At 66.2% G+C, this 16,535-nt stretch carries 17 protein-coding genes and 3 pseudogenes; 11 read left to right on the top strand and 9 right to left on the bottom strand.

Features of this window, described 5'->3' with window-relative positions; all coding sequences use genetic code 11:
* Positions 1-2 precede the first annotated feature (2 nt).
* From KTR9_RS18400 to urtE, 6 genes are all read left to right on the top strand, one after another.
* Positions 3-1,049 (top strand): oxygenase MpaB family protein, encoded by a 1,047-nt coding sequence (locus tag KTR9_RS18400; protein ID WP_014927626.1) that lies wholly within the window; start codon positions 3-5, stop codon positions 1,047-1,049.
* A gap of 279 nt (positions 1,050-1,328) precedes the next feature.
* Positions 1,329-2,642 (top strand): urea ABC transporter substrate-binding protein, encoded by a 1,314-nt coding sequence (gene urtA, locus KTR9_RS18395; protein ID WP_014927625.1) that lies wholly within the window; start codon positions 1,329-1,331, stop codon positions 2,640-2,642.
* A gap of 100 nt (positions 2,643-2,742) precedes the next feature.
* Positions 2,743-3,630, top strand: coding sequence for an urea ABC transporter permease subunit UrtB (gene urtB / locus KTR9_RS18390; protein WP_010843391.1), 888 nt, complete (start codon positions 2,743-2,745; stop codon positions 3,628-3,630).
* Positions 3,627-4,739, top strand: coding sequence for an urea ABC transporter permease subunit UrtC (gene urtC, locus KTR9_RS18385; protein ID WP_014927624.1), 1,113 nt, complete (start codon positions 3,627-3,629; stop codon positions 4,737-4,739). The genes urtB and urtC overlap by 4 nt, the downstream gene beginning before the upstream one ends.
* Positions 4,736-5,617 (top strand): urea ABC transporter ATP-binding protein UrtD, encoded by an 882-nt coding sequence (gene urtD, locus KTR9_RS18380; protein ID WP_014927623.1) that lies wholly within the window; start codon positions 4,736-4,738, stop codon positions 5,615-5,617. The genes urtC and urtD overlap by 4 nt, the downstream gene beginning before the upstream one ends.
* A 3-nt stretch (positions 5,618-5,620) precedes the next feature.
* The gene (gene urtE / locus KTR9_RS18375; protein WP_014927622.1) at positions 5,621-6,313 is read left to right on the top strand and encodes an urea ABC transporter ATP-binding subunit UrtE; all 693 of its coding nucleotides are present in this window, start codon (positions 5,621-5,623) and stop codon (positions 6,311-6,313) included.
* Between the two features lie 11 nt (positions 6,314-6,324).
* On the opposite strand, the gene KTR9_RS18370 is transcribed toward urtE, so the two are convergent.
* Complete coding sequence (locus tag KTR9_RS18370; protein ID WP_014927621.1) at positions 6,325-7,065, bottom strand: hypothetical protein; 741 nt, start codon at positions 7,063-7,065, stop codon at positions 6,325-6,327.
* A gap of 47 nt (positions 7,066-7,112) precedes the next feature.
* On the opposite strand from KTR9_RS18370, the gene KTR9_RS18365 reads away from it, so the two are divergent.
* Together KTR9_RS18365 and KTR9_RS18360 are read left to right on the top strand one after the other, a co-directional pair.
* Complete coding sequence (locus tag KTR9_RS18365; RefSeq protein ID WP_010843386.1) at positions 7,113-7,292, top strand: hypothetical protein; 180 nt, start codon at positions 7,113-7,115, stop codon at positions 7,290-7,292.
* Positions 7,293-7,378: 86 nt separating this feature from the next.
* Positions 7,379-7,804 (top strand): hypothetical protein, encoded by a 426-nt coding sequence (locus tag KTR9_RS18360; RefSeq protein WP_010843385.1) that lies wholly within the window; start codon positions 7,379-7,381, stop codon positions 7,802-7,804.
* A 117-nt stretch (positions 7,805-7,921) separates the two neighbouring features.
* Here KTR9_RS18360 and KTR9_RS18355 read toward each other — a convergent pair whose 3' ends face one another.
* Positions 7,922-8,254 (bottom strand): transglycosylase family protein, encoded by a 333-nt coding sequence (locus KTR9_RS18355; protein ID WP_014927620.1) that lies wholly within the window; start codon positions 8,252-8,254, stop codon positions 7,922-7,924.
* A 278-nt stretch (positions 8,255-8,532) separates the two neighbouring features.
* Positions 8,533-9,840 carry a cytochrome P450 gene (locus KTR9_RS18350; protein ID WP_014927619.1) on the bottom strand — a complete coding sequence of 436 codons (1,308 nt, stop codon included), beginning with the start codon at positions 9,838-9,840 and terminating at the stop codon, positions 8,533-8,535.
* A 90-nt stretch (positions 9,841-9,930) separates the two neighbouring features.
* On the opposite strand from KTR9_RS18350, the gene KTR9_RS18345 reads away from it, so the two are divergent.
* Entirely contained in the window at positions 9,931-10,620 is a 690-nt protein-coding gene (locus KTR9_RS18345) for a TetR/AcrR family transcriptional regulator (RefSeq protein WP_014927618.1), read from the top strand.
* A gap of 56 nt (positions 10,621-10,676) precedes the next feature.
* Here KTR9_RS18345 and KTR9_RS28015 read toward each other — a convergent pair.
* From KTR9_RS28015 to KTR9_RS18340, 4 genes and pseudogenes are all read right to left on the bottom strand, one after another.
* A pseudogene (locus KTR9_RS28015) lies at positions 10,677-10,799 on the bottom strand (hypothetical protein); the annotation flags it as partial.
* Positions 10,800-10,932: 133 nt separating this feature from the next.
* A pseudogene (locus tag KTR9_RS28295) lies at positions 10,933-11,206 on the bottom strand (WhiB family transcriptional regulator); the annotation flags it as partial.
* A gap of 501 nt (positions 11,207-11,707) precedes the next feature.
* Positions 11,708-11,830, bottom strand: a complete 123-nt coding sequence (locus KTR9_RS28155; RefSeq protein WP_274518051.1) for a hypothetical protein — start codon at positions 11,828-11,830, stop codon at positions 11,708-11,710.
* A complete protein-coding gene (locus tag KTR9_RS18340) occupies positions 11,827-12,426 on the bottom strand; it encodes a TetR/AcrR family transcriptional regulator (RefSeq protein WP_014927616.1) in 600 nt (199 codons plus the stop codon). Before KTR9_RS18340 ends, KTR9_RS28155 begins: the two co-directional genes overlap by 4 nt.
* Before the next feature lie 60 nt (positions 12,427-12,486).
* Here KTR9_RS18340 and KTR9_RS18335 point away from each other — a divergent pair, with 60 nt between their 5' ends.
* Complete coding sequence (locus KTR9_RS18335) at positions 12,487-13,908, top strand: NtaA/DmoA family FMN-dependent monooxygenase (protein ID WP_238553935.1); 1,422 nt, start codon at positions 12,487-12,489, stop codon at positions 13,906-13,908.
* Between the two features lie 134 nt (positions 13,909-14,042).
* Here the strand turns inward: KTR9_RS18335 and KTR9_RS27015 are convergent.
* Positions 14,043-14,284, bottom strand: a pseudogene (locus KTR9_RS27015) (LLM class flavin-dependent oxidoreductase); the annotation flags it as partial.
* A 274-nt stretch (positions 14,285-14,558) separates the two neighbouring features.
* Between KTR9_RS27015 and KTR9_RS18330 the strand changes: the two are divergent.
* Complete coding sequence (locus KTR9_RS18330; protein ID WP_014927613.1) at positions 14,559-15,347, top strand: enoyl-CoA hydratase; 789 nt, start codon at positions 14,559-14,561, stop codon at positions 15,345-15,347.
* A gap of 27 nt (positions 15,348-15,374) precedes the next feature.
* Here the strand turns inward: KTR9_RS18330 and KTR9_RS18325 are convergent, their stop codons facing one another.
* Complete coding sequence (locus tag KTR9_RS18325; protein ID WP_014927612.1) at positions 15,375-16,526, bottom strand: acyl-CoA dehydrogenase family protein; 1,152 nt, start codon at positions 16,524-16,526, stop codon at positions 15,375-15,377.
* Positions 16,527-16,535: the final 9 nt, after the last annotated feature.

The following is a 16,535-nucleotide window of genomic DNA, read 5'->3' as shown; positions in this document are numbered from 1 at the left end:
CGATGACTGTGTCCATGGCTCCTCTCCGGTTGCCGTCCACCGACTGGGTACCCGTTCCGCTCCCGCACGAGTTCGTCGGTTCCTGGCTCAACGGCAAGTTCGACGCCCACGTGCGTGCGAAGTTCTTCCGCGGGATGGACTTCGAGAATCCCGCGGGGGACCCGGGCTGGTTCGGCCCGGACAGCGCGACCTGGTACGTCCACTCGCACACGCCCGCGCTGATCTTCGGCCTGCAGTGCGCGTCGTACCTCGAGCGTCTGGACCCGAGCATCTTCTGGATGGGCGTGCAGCACTCGCGACTGGTCCGGCGGCGCGAGGACGGTACCCCGACCCTGTCCATCGACCCCGACGGCGCCATGACCAGGCTCGGGCACTCGCTGGCCTTCTTCATGGGGACGGCATACGGCTCGACGGAGTCGGCGGAGCGATTGGCCCGAACGGTGCGCGCGATGCACCACACCATCAAGGGCGTCCGGCCCGACGGTGCGACCTACGACGCCGACGATCCGGCCTGGTTGCGATGGAACTACGCGACGGTCGTCTGGGGTATCGCGACCGCGCACGAGATCTATCACCCGCAGCCGCTGCGTGGCGACCAGCTCGACTGCTATTACCGGGAATTCGTACGGGTCGGTCATGCGCTCGGTGGTACCGACCTGCCCACGACCAAGGCCGACACCCTTGCCTGTCTTACGGAGTATCTGCCGAAACTCGCACTGACACATGGCAATGCGATGGCGACCGGGTTGAATGTGCGCAACCCCGCCCAGGCGGCCGTGGACTGGGCGATCCGGGACACGATGCCTCGCTGGGCCAGGGAGTTGATCATGTACCGGGCGCCCAATTCGATCGAGCGGCGCGCCCGGCGGAGCGTGGTGTGGAGCATCATCAACTCCGCGCATCTGACGATGGGAGAGGCTCCCGAGTTCGCGGCCGCGCGCCGCCGTGTGGCGCCGGGAACCACCGTCCCGCACACCCTTCCCCGATATGAGCTCGGATCTGACCCCGAGCGTACCCGCGCCGAGATCGAGGCATCCTTCGCCCACTAGCGCCTGCGGGCCGTCGTGTCAAACCGGACCTCTCTGAATCATCAATGAAGGCAACAGAATTCGGCGACGCCCGGCCGCGGTGACGCATCCGGAAGCGGAAACATCGATTTCATCTCACGTCACGCCGGCGTAACAAAGTCAAAATACGTTTACCCCCCATACGCCAGATCGCAAGCTTCTTGCGGCGCGTATCTCATCGGGGGTCATGCGGTGACATGCCGCGTGTTCGTCGTGCCCCCACCTGAGTGGACCTGAGACGTAGTGAGAAAGGCTTCGCCGATGCCGTCTGTTCCGTTGCCGTCCGGCTCTTCGCCGACGGACACCCCGCCGCCCGCCACCACCCGCTCACGCCGGCGGCGGTACGGCATTCTCGTCCCCGCGGCCCTGTCCGCGGTGGCGCTGGTCCTCAGCGCGTGTGGCAGCTCGGCCAGCGATGAATCGGCGTCGAGTGCCGAATCGTGTGTCGACACCTCCGGGAGCACCATCAAGGTGGGGTCGCTGAACTCCCTGTCGGGAACGATGGCGATCTCCGAGGTCACCGTTCGCGACTCGATCAAACTCGCCGTCGACCAGATCAACGACAACGGCGGCGTCCTGGGCAAGCAGCTTCAGCTCATCGGCGAGGACGGCGCGTCCGAGCCGACGATCTTCGCGGAGAAAGCCGAGAAGCTGATCTCCAGTGACTGCGTCGCAGCGGTGTTCGGCGGCTGGACGTCATCGAGCCGCAAGGCGATGCTGCCCGTCTTCGAGGACAACAACTCACTGCTGTACTACCCGGTGCAGTACGAGGGACTCGAATCGTCTCCGAACATCTTCTACACCGGTGCGACCACGAATCAGCAGATCGTGCCCGCGCTCGAATACCTGAAGGAAAAGGGCGTCAAGTCGCTCTACCTGGTGGGTAGCGACTACGTGTTCCCGCAGACGGCCAACCGGGTCATCAAGGCATACGCAGAGGCCAACGGCATCGAGATCAAGGGTGAGGACTACACCCCGCTCGGCTCGACGGACTTCTCGACCATCGTCAACAAGGTCCGTACCGCCGACGCCGACGCCGTGTTCAACACTCTCAACGGCGATTCCAACGTGGCGTTCTTCCGCGAGTACAAGAACGTCGGACTGACCCCGCAGGCCATGCCCGTCGTCTCGGTATCCATCGCCGAAGAGGAAGTCGGCGGCATCGGTGTGGACAACATCGAGGGCCAGCTGGTCGCGTGGGACTACTACCAGACCGTCGACAACCCGGCGAACGCATCGTTCGTCCGTGATTACAAGGCCGCCTACGGCGCCAACAAGCCGACCTCCGATCCGATGGAGGCCGCCTACGTCTCGGTGTACCTGTGGAAGAACACGGTCGAGAAGGCCCAGTCCTTCGCGGTCGCGGACGTCCAGAAGGCTGCGGGTGGAGTCACTTTCGACGCCCCGGAGGGACTTGTCACGATCGACGGCGAGAACAATCACATCACCAAGACCGCGCGTATCGGTGAGATCCGCGGCGACGGACTGATCTACAGCGTGTGGGATTCGGGTCAGCCGATCGAGCCGGACCCCTACCTGAAGTCGTACCCGTGGGCCGAGGGCCTGAGCAACTGACACCGTCGACGACCCGTCCCGCGTCTCGAGACGTGGGACGGGTCGCGTACGGCCCCTCCCTGGAGTAAGCGGCGCACGCCGACGACGAACGGAAAGTCACGTGGAAACCGTTATCGGACAGCTCTTCACCGGGCTCAGTCTCGGTTCGATTCTGCTCCTCGCAGCTCTCGGCCTGTCTCTGACCTTCGGGCAGATGGGCGTGATCAACATGGCCCACGGGTCGTTCATCATGGCCGGGTCGTACACCGCCTACTCGGTGCAGGAGTACCTGATCTCCGATGCCGGGGTGTCCCTACTGGTCTCGCTCGTCATCGGCTTCCTGGTCGGCGGGCTGATGGGGGTCCTGCTCGAGGTCACCCTGATCAAGCGTATGTACGACCGACCCTTGGACACGCTCCTCGTCACCTTCGGCGTGGGACTGATCCTCCAGCAACTCGCCCGGGACATCTTCGGCGCACCGGCGGTCGACGTGGTCGCGCCGTCGTGGTTGTCCGGCGGCGTCGACATCCTCGGCGCGGTCGTCCCCAAGACGCGTCTGTTCATCATGCTGCTCGCGATCGTGGCGGTGACCGCCATCGCGGTCACCATGAAGTACACGCCGATGGGCCGTCGTATCCGTGCCGTCGTCCAGCACCGCGATCTGGCCGAGACGAGCGGGATCTCCAGCCGTCGCACCGACATCACGACGTTCTTCATCGGGTCGGGACTGGCCGGCGTCGCGGGCGTGGCGCTGACTCTGATCGGCTCCACCAGTTCGAACACCGGGATGACGTACCTCATCGACGCATTCCTGGTGGTCGTCATCGGCGGTCTGGGCCAGATCAAGGGCGCGGTCATCGCGGCCATCGCCCTCGGTGTCCTGAACTCGTTCATCGAATACAACACGACGGCGTCGGTGGCGAAGGTCGCCGTGTTCGTCATCATCGTGATCTTCCTGCAGATCCGGCCGCAGGGTCTTTTCACGGTCCAGTCGAGGAGTCTTGTGTGAAGGACTATTTCAGCGGTTCCTGGAAGGTCTGGGCGGGGTTCGGGTTCGCCGCGATCCTGCTGTTCGCGGTCGCACCGGCCGTCTTGTCGGACTTCCGGCTCAACCTGCTCGGCAAGTTCCTGTGCTTCGGCATCGTCGCGGTCGGCATCGGCCTGGCGTGGGGACGCGGCGGCATGCTCACCCTGGGCCAGGGCGTGTACTTCGGTCTGGGTGCGTACATCATGGCGATGCACCTGAAGATCTCCGACGCCGAACTCCGCGGCGACGACGTGCCGGACTTCATGCAGATCGCCGGGATCACCGAGCTGCCCGGGTACTGGAAGCCCTTCGCCTCGCCCCTGGTGACGATCCTGGGCATCCTGCTGGTTCCCACGTTCCTGGCGATCCTGCTGGGCCTCGGTGTGTTCAAACGGAGGGTCAAGGGCGCGTATTTCGCGATCCTGTCCCAGGCGCTGGCCGCGGCCTTCGCCATCCTGCTCATCGGTCAGCAGACCACTGGTGGCAGCAACGGGCTCAACCGCTTTCGCAGTTTCTTCGGTCTCGCGCTCAACGACCCGGTGAATCGGCAGCTGCTGTTCTTCATCACCGCGGCCATCCTGCTCGCCGTCGTCGCCATCACGCGTCAGCTGATGTACAGCCGATACGGCGAACTGCTGGTCGCCGTCCGCGACCAGGAGGAACGCGTCCGGTTCCTCGGCTACGACCCGGCCAACGTCAAGGTCGTCGCCTACGCCATCGCTGCGCTGTTCGCCAGCATCGCGGGTGCCATGTTCGTCCCCATCGTCGGCATCATCTCGCCCGCGGACGTCGGGATCGTGCCGTCGATCGCGTTCCTGATCGGCGTCGCGATCGGTGGGCGCACGACGCTTCTCGGTCCGGTCCTCGGCGCCATCGCGGTGGCCTGGGCGCAGACGAGTCTGTCGGAGAGTTTCCCGTCCGGGTGGACCTACGCCCAGGGCATCCTGTTCATCGTGGTCGTGGGCTTCTTCCCGGCCGGGCTGGCCGGGCTCGGAGCACTGGTCAAGTGGCGTCGGAGAAGAACGCCGGACCCGACCCCGACCGGTGACATCGATGAGCACAGCGTCAGCAAGGTAGGAGCGTCGTCATGACCGAGACAGAATCGACGGTCGTCGAACACCTGCCGGTCGCCGGCGGCAATGCCGGAATGGACAGCGACTACCTCCAGGTGCGCGGTCTCAGTGTCGAGTTCGACGGATTCAAGGCGGTCTCCGATGTCGACCTCACCCTGCTGCAGGGTGACCTTCGGTTCCTGATCGGACCGAACGGTGCCGGGAAGACCACGATCATCGACGCGATCACCGGTCTGGTGAAGCCGACCGGGTCGATCCAGAAGTCCGGTGTCGAACTCGTCGGCAAGAAGGTGCACCAGATCGCGCGTCTCGGTGTCGGCCGGACCTTCCAGACCGCCAGCGTCTTCGAGGAACTGAGTGTGCTGCAGAACCTCGACATCGCGGCGGGTGCCGGGCGTTCGGTGTGGACGATGCTGCGGCGTCGGCCGACGCAGATCCCCGACTCGATAGCCGAGGCGCTGGAGACCATCGGTCTGCAGGACCTCGCCGACACCCCGGCAGGCGTGCTCGCGCACGGCCAGAAACAGTGGCTGGAGATCGGGATGTTGCTGGTGCAGAACGCCTCGGTGCTCTTGCTGGACGAGCCGGTCGCCGGCATGAGCCATGAGGAGCGCGAGGAGACCGGGAACCTGTTGCGCCGCATCGGTGGTGAACGCACCGTGGTGGTCGTCGAACACGACATGGATTTCATGCGGTCCTTCGCGACCTCGGTGACGGTGCTCGCCCGCGGCCGGGTGCTCGCCGAGGGCACGGTGGCCGAGGTCCAGGCGAACCCGAAGGTCCAGGAGGTGTACCTCGGAACCGCCGCCGGCGGCGAGGAACTCGAGGAGATCGCCGCCGAGACCGACGCCGACGTGGCGGGCACCCCCACACAATCGACTCAGGACAAGGGCTGAATCATGCTGAAACTCTCCGGAGTCCACGCGGGCTACGGTCGTACCGAGGTGATCCACGGGGTCGACATCGAGGTACCCACCGACGGCGTCGTCGCGGTGATGGGACACAACGGCGCCGGGAAGACCACCCTGCTGCGCGCGGCCGTCGGACTCGTCAAGACGACCAAGGGGTCGATCACCTTCGACGGCGTCGACATCACCCGGGCGCGCCCCAGCGCCCGGGTGGGGCACGGCATCGCCTATGTGCCGCAGGGCCAGCAGAGTTTCGGGCACCTCACCACCGCCGAGAATCTGCAGGTCGTGGCCGACGGCCGCAAGCGCGGCAAGGAGCTGGTCGCCGAGATGCTGGACATGTTCCCGGCACTCACGGAACTGCTGGGACGACGCGCCGGCCTGTTGTCCGGAGGACAGCGTCAGCAGCTGGCGATCGCTCGCGCGCTCATCACCGAGCCTCGCATGCTGATCCTCGACGAGCCGACCGAGGGCATCCAGCCCTCGGTCGTCGCCGAGATCGAGCAGACCATCACCACGCTCACCCAGCGTGGCGGACTGGGAGTGCTCCTCGTCGAACAGCACATCGGTTTCGCACTCGAGGCGGCGCAGCGGTACTACGTGCTGGAGAGCGGACGCGTCACGTCGTCGGGTGACGGCGGCTCGGCTGCCGAGACTGCTGTGCGCGAGGCGATGACGATCTAGTCGCCGGACGGTCAGTCCAGGCGGACCCCCACCTCCGAGCTGAGTTCGTGGGGCGGATGGAGGGGAAGTTGATCGCCGCTCCAGAATCGCCCGGGGTCGAACCAGTTGGAGTCCTTGGAGGCATCGAGGATGCCCATCTCGCGATAGGTGATCGCGACCACCTCGGCGCAGTAGGCGGCTTCGAGTCCGACGCCGTCGGTCTTCTGGCTGCGGCGCTGCTGCCGTTCGTCGCGTCGTTGACGGACCTTGCGGTCGAGGTAGGGGATGCCCCGGACGAGGTCGGTCGAGTTGGGCACCCGGCCGCGAAACCACCGTCCGGCGAGTCGTGCGGTCGTCGGGAACGGGGTCCCGTCGAGTTCGGCGATCACCTTGAGCAGAGCGTTCTCCTGATCCGGGGTGGCCTCGGGGGTGAGCTGGCGAAACCAGCATGCCTGCTTGTAGCGGATCATCCACTGCTCCACGGCTTCGCGCGCGTCATGTAGCTGAACGCCGCGATGATTCGACCCGGTCCACACGTCGGTCAGCCGATCGCCGAGTTCGGCGTGCCAGAGCAGCGGCGGCAGGTCGTCGATGCACACCGCCATCGCGACATGGTTGACCGGCGCGTTGGTCAGGGTGCGGATGGCCCGGTCCGGCCCGGAATGGCCTCGGAAGAGCCAGATGTCGCCGGTGCGGGTGGCGTCGAGCGCGTCGGTCAACGAGATCCCGGAGTCGGCGCGGTCTCGGCCGAAGAGAATTCTGCTGCTGGGCACGAGAGAAGGCTAATGCGTCCGCGTGCCGCGCGACCTATCCTGCCCGCATGAGGAACTTCTGGAAATGGCTGGGACTGGCGGGCGCGGTCGGGGTGGCCACCGGCGGGGCGATGGTCGCGCGGGATCAGCGGCAGCGGAAGTCCTACTCGGCCGACGACGTCCGCGCGCGTCTGCATCAGCGGCTCGACGAGACCGGGACCGAGGATGGCGGACCTGCTGATCGGTGAGGGCCGGGTGGCGGAGCCGCTGATTTCTGAGGACACTGGGCAGTGTTGCCCGACGCTCGTCAGAGTGAACGGAGAAAGGTGGCACCATGCCCGACAACAGCGGTTCCGGCGGATCGTTCAATTTCGGCCCCGAGGACTTCGACCGGTTCGCACGTGAGGCCGGGGAGGGACTGCGTGACGTCTTCGGCAAGCTCTTCGAGGGGCAGGCGGGACCGGCAGCCTTCTCGATGTTCTTCGACGAGGCCTCGCGTGGCCGGACTCGTACCAAGCCGCAGCCGCGCGAAGAGACCACGGGGGAGGCCGGCTCCGGAGTCTGGGCGGTCTTCGTTGTCGACGACGACGGCGGTGCCCGGGTCGAGCAGGTCTACGCCACCGAACTCGACGCCTTGCGTGCCAACAAGAGCAACACCGATCCGCGCCGCAACGTGCGGTTCCTGCCGTACGGCATCGCGGTCAGCGCGTTGGACACGACGGTCGGCGACTCCGGCGACGACACCCCGACGGTGACGTAGGAGCCTGAAAGACGAGCGAGGCCGGCGGGTCCCTGGTGGACCCGCCGGCCTTGCTGTCACCGGTGCTGCGACATCACGGGATGTGACGCGCCGGTGCGGTGGTCAGAAGTGCGTGCGTCAGAGGTTGGCGCCGCACGTCGGCCAGGCTCCGGGGCCCTGCGTGGCGAGCACGTTCTCCGCGACGCGGATCTGCTCCTCGCGGGAGGCGTCTGCCGGGTTGCCGGTTCCGCCGTTGGCCTGCCAGGTGCTCATCGAGAACTGGAGACCGCCGTAGTAGCCGTTGCCGGTGTTGGTGGCCCAGTTGCCGCCGCTCTCGCACTGAGCGACCGCGTCCCAGTTGCCTGCCGCGTGCGCAGTGGACGTCAGCATCCCGAAGGGCGCGGCAGTCAGTGCGCCGACGATCGCGGCGCGGGCGACGAGCTTGGTCATGTGGGTCTTGGTCATACGCATGGTCTTCGTTCCTCCTCACCGCCCTGGGGTTGGCAGGGCAGTTGATCTCGGACCGTGGGCGACCATACGGGTTCGGTAACGGCTGGGTCACGTCGAACCCCTGACCAGCGCGATTCGGATAACGCCCGGATAACGCTGTTAGCTTTACAGTGAATTCCCAGCGCATACCGCAATTCGGCGGGGGTGTTCGGACATACGTGTTCGGCCGCGTTCGATGACAAAGGTCACAGCAGAAATGTGGGACCCGTCACCGTTGGGGGTGCCTGCGGCCGAGTGGGTCAGCGGGGCAGGACCGCGATCCGACCGCCGCGGGACGGGGCGTAGGCCACCCCGCGCGAGAACCAGCGCTCCGCGCGGGCGGTGGTCGGCAGCAGTTCGAACTGCTCGAGCAACGTCCGCAGGGTGACGTCCATCTCCATGGTCGCGAACGCCGCCCCGATGCACCGTCGGGTCCCGCCGCCGAACGGGAGCCACGCCGACGAGGGCTTGGTGCCCAGAAAGCGGGTCGGGTCGAAGACCTCGGGCCGGGCGAATTCGCTGCTGTCGTCGTGGAGCAGGGCGATGGACACGAGCACGTTGTATCCCTTGGGTATCCGCCAGTCGCCGAGGTCGAGATGGTCGGCGACCACGTGCCGGCCGGCGAAGTCGATGACGGGTCGGCTGCGCTGGACCTCCAGGATCGTCGCGTGGCGGTAGTCGTGTCCGCCGGCGTCCACCTCGGCCACGAGCTCGCGCACCACCTCGGGGTGCCGCCGCAGCCGCTCGAGCGCCCACGCGAGGGTTGTTGCCGTGGTCTCGTGCCCGGCCGCGAGCAAGGTGGCCAGCTCCTCGGCGATCTCGTCGTCGGTCATCGGACTGCCGTCGTCGTAGGTGCTGCGAAGCATGATCGCCAGGATGTCGGTGCGCTCGTCCAGGTGAGAATCGTTGCGTGCCTTGGTGATCAGTCCGCTGACATATTCTCGGTATTCGGCATTGCGACGCGCGTACCGGTGATTGGGGTCGATCGGCCGGAGGGGGAGGGGCAGCGGGGGTACCGTCGCGGCCCGCGAACCGACGGTCACCATCGGCGGGATCATGTCGCGGAGTCGGTCGAGATCCGTGCCCTCCGCGCCGAAGACGGCGCGGAGGATGACGTTCAGGGTGATGCGCATCATCGGTTCGATGCAGGCGAACTCGACCCCGGGGCGCCACGTCGCGGTCTCGGCGCGGACCTCGTCGACGACGATCTGTTCGTACGACCGAATCGGCTTGCCGTGCAACGGCGGGGTGAGCAGCTTGCGTCGCGCGCGGTGCCGGGCGCCCTCCAGCGCGAACATCGATCCGGTGCCGAGGATGCGTCCGAGGTTGGGCTGGACGTTCTCGACCTGATCGCCCGCGGTGAACAGCTCGCGCGCCATCGCGGCATCAGAGATGACAACGGACGGACCGAAGACGGGCAGGTTCACGGTGAACGCCGAACCGTGCCGGTCGTGGAGATGGCGGAAGAAGTGTCGGCGCGACACGACCGCGCCGAGCCCTTGGATGGCGGACGGGATCGACGTGGTGGGCGGGAGAACCGCCCCATCGCTTCGGGTCGGGGTGTTCACGAGCCTAAGGGTCCTCTCGCTGCAGCTGCTGCTGGTACGTTCACGTACCAGCAAACGGTACGCGTACGTACCGGGTCAGACCAGGGGCCTATGCTCGACGGTGTGAATTCTGGATCGGGCCCGCTCCCGCCGCCCTGGCTGATCTCGTCGGCTGGGGCGTCGACCCGGGATCGGCTGCTCGCGGCGATGCTCGAGTGCATCGTCGAGGCGGGTTATAGGGAGACCACCGTCGCCGACATCGTGCGGGTCGCGCGGACCTCGAGGCGGTCGTTCTATCAGGAGTTCGCGGACAAGCAGTCGTGTTTTTTCGCGCTGCTGACGGTGACCAACGAGTTCATGATCGCCGAGATCGCGCGTCGCGTCGATTCCGAAGCGCCCATCGAAGATCAAGTGCGGCAGGCGGTGTCGTCATACGTCGCAGCGAGTGAACGCTATCCGGGTCTCACGTTGAGCTGGATTCGGGAGTTGCCCGCGCTCGGCAGTGCGGCCCAGCCGGTCAAAGACGAGGCGCTGGAAGCGTGGATCGAGCTCTTCGTCGGTCTCACCTCGACCCCGACGATGGCCGCGGCGGGCGTGATCCCGATGGACCGTCAGCGCGCTATCTTCCTGTGGGGTGGCTTCCGGGAACTGACCGCCGGTGCCGTCGAATCCGGCGCTCAGCTGGCGTCGATCATCGAACCGGCGACCGCGGCATCCCTCGCCCTGCTCACACCGCCGCCATGGGCCCCGCGGGTCAGTGGTTCCGGGACCCGAAGGCACCGCGCACGCGCTCTTCCGTGATCGCGCCGCATGTGTTCGAGCATCAGCGATCTCGCCGCCTCCGAGTCGCAGGCGACGACGGCCGTGAGTATCGCCTCGTGCTCGTCGCACCTGTCGTCGTAGGACGGACGGCCCCACCGGCATCGCTCGGACGCGGTACAGGCCCGGATGCGCGAGACCGGGTCGAACGAGAGCCTCATGGTTCAGCCCCATCCCAAATGGAGTGCACTGGCCAAAGGGGTCGAGATCCCACTGCTCGGTGCGAAGGCCTGTTACGAACCTGTGCCCGCGCGCGCATGTTCGGGGCGAGCTTGCGCCGTAGTAGATGTCCATACGTTCGTCCTCCGTCAGTCCGCCCCACACCCCGTAGGGTTCCTGCACGCGAAGCGGCATAGTCGCGACATAGCTTGATCACGGGGCGGCATACTGCCACTGCATTGCGCTCGCGGCGCTCGCGCACTTGTCGTCCCCCTTTCGCCCGGCCACGCTGTGCAAAGAAGTCGTTGACGGCGAGTCCGCGGCACCGCGCCTGCAGCTGCCGATTCCAATCCTCCACAAGTGGATTCGGCAGTTGAAGATTCGCGCCGCTGTGAAATCGACGATAGATTACTTCTCGATTCGGCTTGGTTTCGGTCGATGCCGGTCGGCGTGACGTCGCAAGTGGTTCAGTAGAAGGAACTGTTTCAATGGACATGGTGACCTTGCAACGGCTGCGCGGGAGGGGGACCGGGCGACGGAGTTGCTCTGCCGGGTCGGCGCTAACCGGAGGGGAGGCGTGGGATGGGCAGTCTTTGGTGTTGCGTCGACTCGGACGCCGAGTCGCTCTGATGTTGCAGCCGGTCTTCTCCAGCGCGACGATGTCGCCGATGCTCGCCTGCCGAAGGTCGAGTGGGCGCCACCAGGGCGGCTGCCATGGAGCAAACAACTGTGCTGTGAAGCATCCGAACGAGTGTTGATGGCGGTCAGGTCGCTGTCGAAGCCTGGATCATCTGCACGGCCACCTCGCCGCACACGGCTCGAGCTCGCCACCGCGCGCCGTAACGATCGACGGATTTCGCGCCGGGTAGTGGGTCGCCAAGCGCCGTAGTGAGTACCGGCGTATTGTCTTTCATTCGAACGGATTACGCAGCTCGAAACCGAGTTTCCCGATTGGCGGTGGAATCTCCGACGTCGAGCCGAACACCAACGTGAAAGCGCTGAACTGCGTGTCGCAGCCCAGCTCGGTGCTCATCGGTCGGCGGCTCCGGCGGTCGCTTCCCAACCGGTGCGCAGCAAATGGTGCAAAGCTGACGGTGAGGACTCGTCGGCCATGGCGGCGCTGCTCACCCAGCTCATCGCGAGTACGCCCAGGAACAGTTCTCGGCCCCGTACCTGCGTGCGCGCGCTGCCGTCGTGCTGGGCTGCGCGCAGGAACTCGTCGGTGACGCTGATGAAGTCCTCACAGGTGACGGTCAGTGGGGATTTCTTCTCGCAGAGGGCCTCACGGAGCGGTTCGGGCAGGCCATCGAAGGCGGTGGCCCACTCGCTTAGGGCTTCCAGCCACAGAGTGAGGGCCGCCGCGGCGTCCGGTTCCTGACGGATCGCCTCCCGGCGGCAGCCCAGTTCCTCGTCGCGCGCCTGCAGCAGGGCCGCCAGCAGCGATTCCCGGGTGGGAAAGTGCCGGTACAGGGTGCCCGCGCCGATGCCGGCGCGCTTGGCGACCGCGTCGAGCGAACCGTTGACGCCGTGCTCGGTGAAGTACTCCTCTGCGATCTGCAGGATGTGAGAGCGGTTGCGTAGCTTGTCCGAGCGAGGCCTCCGTCCGCTCGATGCTGTGGTCTCACTCACGACACGAACCTCCTCGTTGACAAAGCGGAGTGTCTCTCCATAAATTGCATTGAGTGACAAATGGAGACTACCTCCTATTCGGCTGAGGCGGCATCGCTTGTCTCTGTCACCAACGATCGCCTCTCGGTGACGAACGACGTAAGGACATTGACTGTCATGAGTAAGAACTCGTTCCTGCTCGGAGCGGTGCTGGGCGAGATGCACGGCAGCCACCCGGGGGCGTGGCGGATGCCGGCGGCGGATCCGAATGCGTACACCGACGTCACAACGTTCGTGCGCGTTGCGCAAACGGCCGAACGCGGCGGACTGGATTACCTCTTCATTCCTGACCGGGTCTTCATCTGGGGGGACCTCGAATCGCGACCGCCCATCGTGACGATGGAGCCCACACTTACGCTGGCGGCGATCGCTCCCGCCACACGAAGAATCGGCCTGGTCACCACTATGTCGACCTCGTTCGTCGAGCCGTACACGCTCGCCCGGCAACTCAGGGCGCTAGACGGGATGAGTCATGGCCGTGCCGGCTGGCAGGCCATCCCCAGCTATGAACCGGAGGCCTTCGCCAACTACGGTCGCCCCGTTCCGTCGCGCGAGGAAAAGTACGAACGCTTCAACGAGGCCATCCAGATCACGCAGGCGCTGTGGGGCAGCTGGGGCAGAGCCGCGGGCGCCCCCGACAAGACCACCGGACGGTTCGCCGACACCTCCCACATCCGCCCCATCAATCTGAAGGGTCGCCACGTCGCTTCACGGGGACCGCTGCAGATCCCGCCATCCGAGCAGGGACAGCCGGTGATTTTCATGCCTTTCGCCAGCGGCCTCGGCGTACAGGCCGCCAGCATTTATGCCAACGGCATCATCGGCCAGCCGTCCTCCGTGGGCGAGGCCAAGGCTCAACGCGACATGATGCGGTCGATGACTGTCGAGGCCGGCCGGGACGCGGACGAGGTGAAATTCCTCTCCTTCTTCGCCCTCACCGTCGGCCCCACTCTGCAGGAGGCTGTCGAGCGGCGCATGGTGCTCGAAGAAGCCGCCGGCATCGAGGAACGCTTAGTTCAGTTGTCGGCCATTCTCGGACTGCGCCTGGATGCTGCCGATCGTGACAAGCCATTTACCAGCGCACAGATCTCGGCCCTGCGCCCCTATCCCGGAGCTCCCCAGGCGGTCCGCGCCCTCGAACTAGCCCGCCAAGGGCGGACGCCGCACGAAATTCTCGGGCACGGCGTGCTCGACCAGCTGCCATCCGTGGTCGGGACCGCCGAACAGATCGCTGACACGCTGCAGGAATGGGTTCAGGCAGGCGCCGCCGACGGCTTCACCGTCCTCATCGACGACCTGCACGATGGCATGGATGACTTCGTTGACCAGGTTGTACCTGTCCTGCGTCGCCGCGGCCTACGCCCCGACGACTACCAGGGCGCGACGCTGCGCGATCACCTTGGCCTGCCCGAACAGATCGGTCTGGACGCGCGCCTGACCTGAGTTTATGCGTGTCGCACCTCAGGTCGAAGCTCCGGGCGCGAGCGGGCACGTCTCGAGCAGTTGATAGTGCGCAGTTTTTCCCAGGTGATTCAGCAAATCCGTCGTCGGGTGTAATAGTGAAGATCCTGATGTTAGGCCGGTGCCAGGCGAGACAGTTTCATCATGACCGAGGTGCCGATCTGCACCCGCTTGGTGCGCTCACCGACCGCCGCCACCCACGCGAGGGAGAAGGGCGCGTGCCCGCCGTTATGCCGCCAGGGCTGGAAGTGATCGCTCACCGCAACCGAATCCATGCCGTGCTCTCGGCCGCGACCGCGATCTCCACCAGCTCGCGCGGATCGAAGTGCTCCGCCGACGCCCTGAAACCCAAACGCAACTCAGCGCAGCGCTCTACCTGGTCCTTTCTGGGGGGGTCTGGAAACGGGTGGCGCGATGGCCCAGTCCGCACTGTGCTCGAGATCACAAACGCTCGCGTCCTCGCGTCGCAGAGATCATGCGAGTGCGCCCTGCCTCGCGGCGTCGGCGGAGGGTGATCGGCCAGAAGAGTGTGGTAACGGCCAAGACAGGACGCAACCATCAAAGTGGCTTCGCGTTCTCTGGTGTTGCCATATCGTCGGCGCACATGACGAACGGAAGAGAGGCCGCCGGACATGACCGATCAGACCGCACGCGATGCGGTGTCGACGGACGTCGCCGAACCCCTCGGGGTGATCACCCTGGGCGACGCGCGACGTCGTAACCCGTTGTCCACCAGCACGATGCGAGCCATCACCGCTGCGCTGCGTGCTTTCGACGACGACCCGCGCGTGCGTGTGATCGTGATCCGGGCGCTCGGGCTCGCGTTCTCCGCCGGGCACGACCTCGGTGAACTCGTCGACCGAACTCTCGACGACGAGCGGGCCGTGTTCGCGACGTGCACGGAACTGATGCGGACGGTCCACGACGTACGGCAGCCCGTCATCGCCGAAGTCGCGGGCATGGCCTTCGCCGCGGGGTGTCAACTCGTCGCCACCTGTGACCTGGCCGTCGCGGGACGCAGCGCACAGTTCAGCACACCGGGCGTGCGCATCGGGTTGTTCTGCTCGACTCCCATGGTCGCGCTGTCCCGGGCGATCGGACGCAAGCGCGCCATGCACATGCTGCTCACCGGCGAGGCCGTCGACGCCGAGACCGCCGCGGAGTGGGGACTTCTCAGCGGCGCCGTCGACGATGCCGAACTGGAGGACACAGTGCGCGACCTGGCACTGCACATCGCCGGCTCGAGTGCGCGGACGGTGTCCATCGGCAAGCAGGCGTTCTACCGGCAGATCGAGCTCGACGAGTCCACCGCCTACGACGAGATGGGCGAGACGATGGCGACCAACGCGATGACCTGCGATGCGCAGGAGGGCATGTCGGCATTCCTGCAGAAGCGGAAGCCGGTCTGGACCGACAGCTGAGCCCCCTGGGATCGCCGGCAGTGCCGGTCAGGCGTCGATCTGCGCGCCGGCCCTCGCGAAGCGTGCGAGATGGGCATCGGCGGTGCCGAATTCGTACTCGATCGCGGTCAGCCGCTTGAAGTAGTGGCCGATCGCCAGTTCCTCGGTCATGCCCATGCCGCCGTGTAGCTGCACCGCGTTCTGGCCGATGAACCGGGCGGCACGGCTGACCGTCGCCTTGGCGGCCGAGACCGCCGCTGCGCGCTCCGCGGGCGAGCCCTCGAGTGACAGGATCGCGAAGTACTGTGCGGCGACCGACTGTTCGAGCTCCAGGTGCATGTCGACCATGCGGTGCTGCAACACCTGGAAGCTGCCGATCGGGACCCCGAACTGCTCGCGCTGCTTGGAGTATTCGACGGTGTCGGTGAACACTTTGCGCATGAGTCCGACGGCCTCGGAGACGACTGCGGCGGTCGCGGTGTCCCAGGCCTTCTCGAGGATCTCGATCGCGTTGTCGTCGGCGATGAGTGCCTCGGCGGGCAGACGCACGTCGTCGAACGTGATGTCGGCGGCCTGGCGGTCGTCGATGGTACGCAGGGTGTGCAGTTCGAGACCGTCCGGACCGCCGCCCGCGAGGTCGATCAGGAACAGCGAGACTCCCGCGGGATCGTGTGGCTCGCCCGCGGTGCGGGCGCTGACGATCAGGTAGTCGGCGAGCGGCGCCGTGGTGACGACGGCCTTGGTGCCGTTGAGCACCCACTCGTCACCGTCGCGATCGGCGCTGGTCTCGATGCGGGAGAGGACCCCGCCCGAGCCGTCTTCGAGCGCGGCGAGGGCACTGAGCGCCTCGCCCTCGGCGATCCGGCCGGCGGCTTCGAGGGCGGCCGGGTTGCCGGTCGCGTGCAGCAGCCCGGCGCCGAGCACCACCGAGTCGACGAACGGCTCGACCACCAGAGCGTGGCCGAGCGCCTCGGTGACGACCATCAATTCCTCGGGGCCGCCGCCGAATCCGCCGATGTCCTCGGGCAGGCAGGCGCCGACGACGCCGAGGTCCTCGACGAAGGCCTTCCAGATCTTCGGCTGCCAACCCTCGCCGACCTTCGCCGCGTCGCGACTGACCTGCAGGTCGTACCGTGCGTCGAGGAACTTGTTGAGACCGTCGGACAGCAGCTGCTGTTCGGGTGTGAGTGTGAAGTCCATCAGTTATCT

This window comes from Gordonia sp. KTR9 (assembly GCF_000143885.2).
GTDB lineage: Bacteria > Actinomycetota > Actinomycetes > Mycobacteriales > Mycobacteriaceae > Gordonia.
The sequence above is the reverse complement of the archived record's forward strand: the minus strand, read 5'-3'. Positions and strand labels throughout refer to the sequence as shown.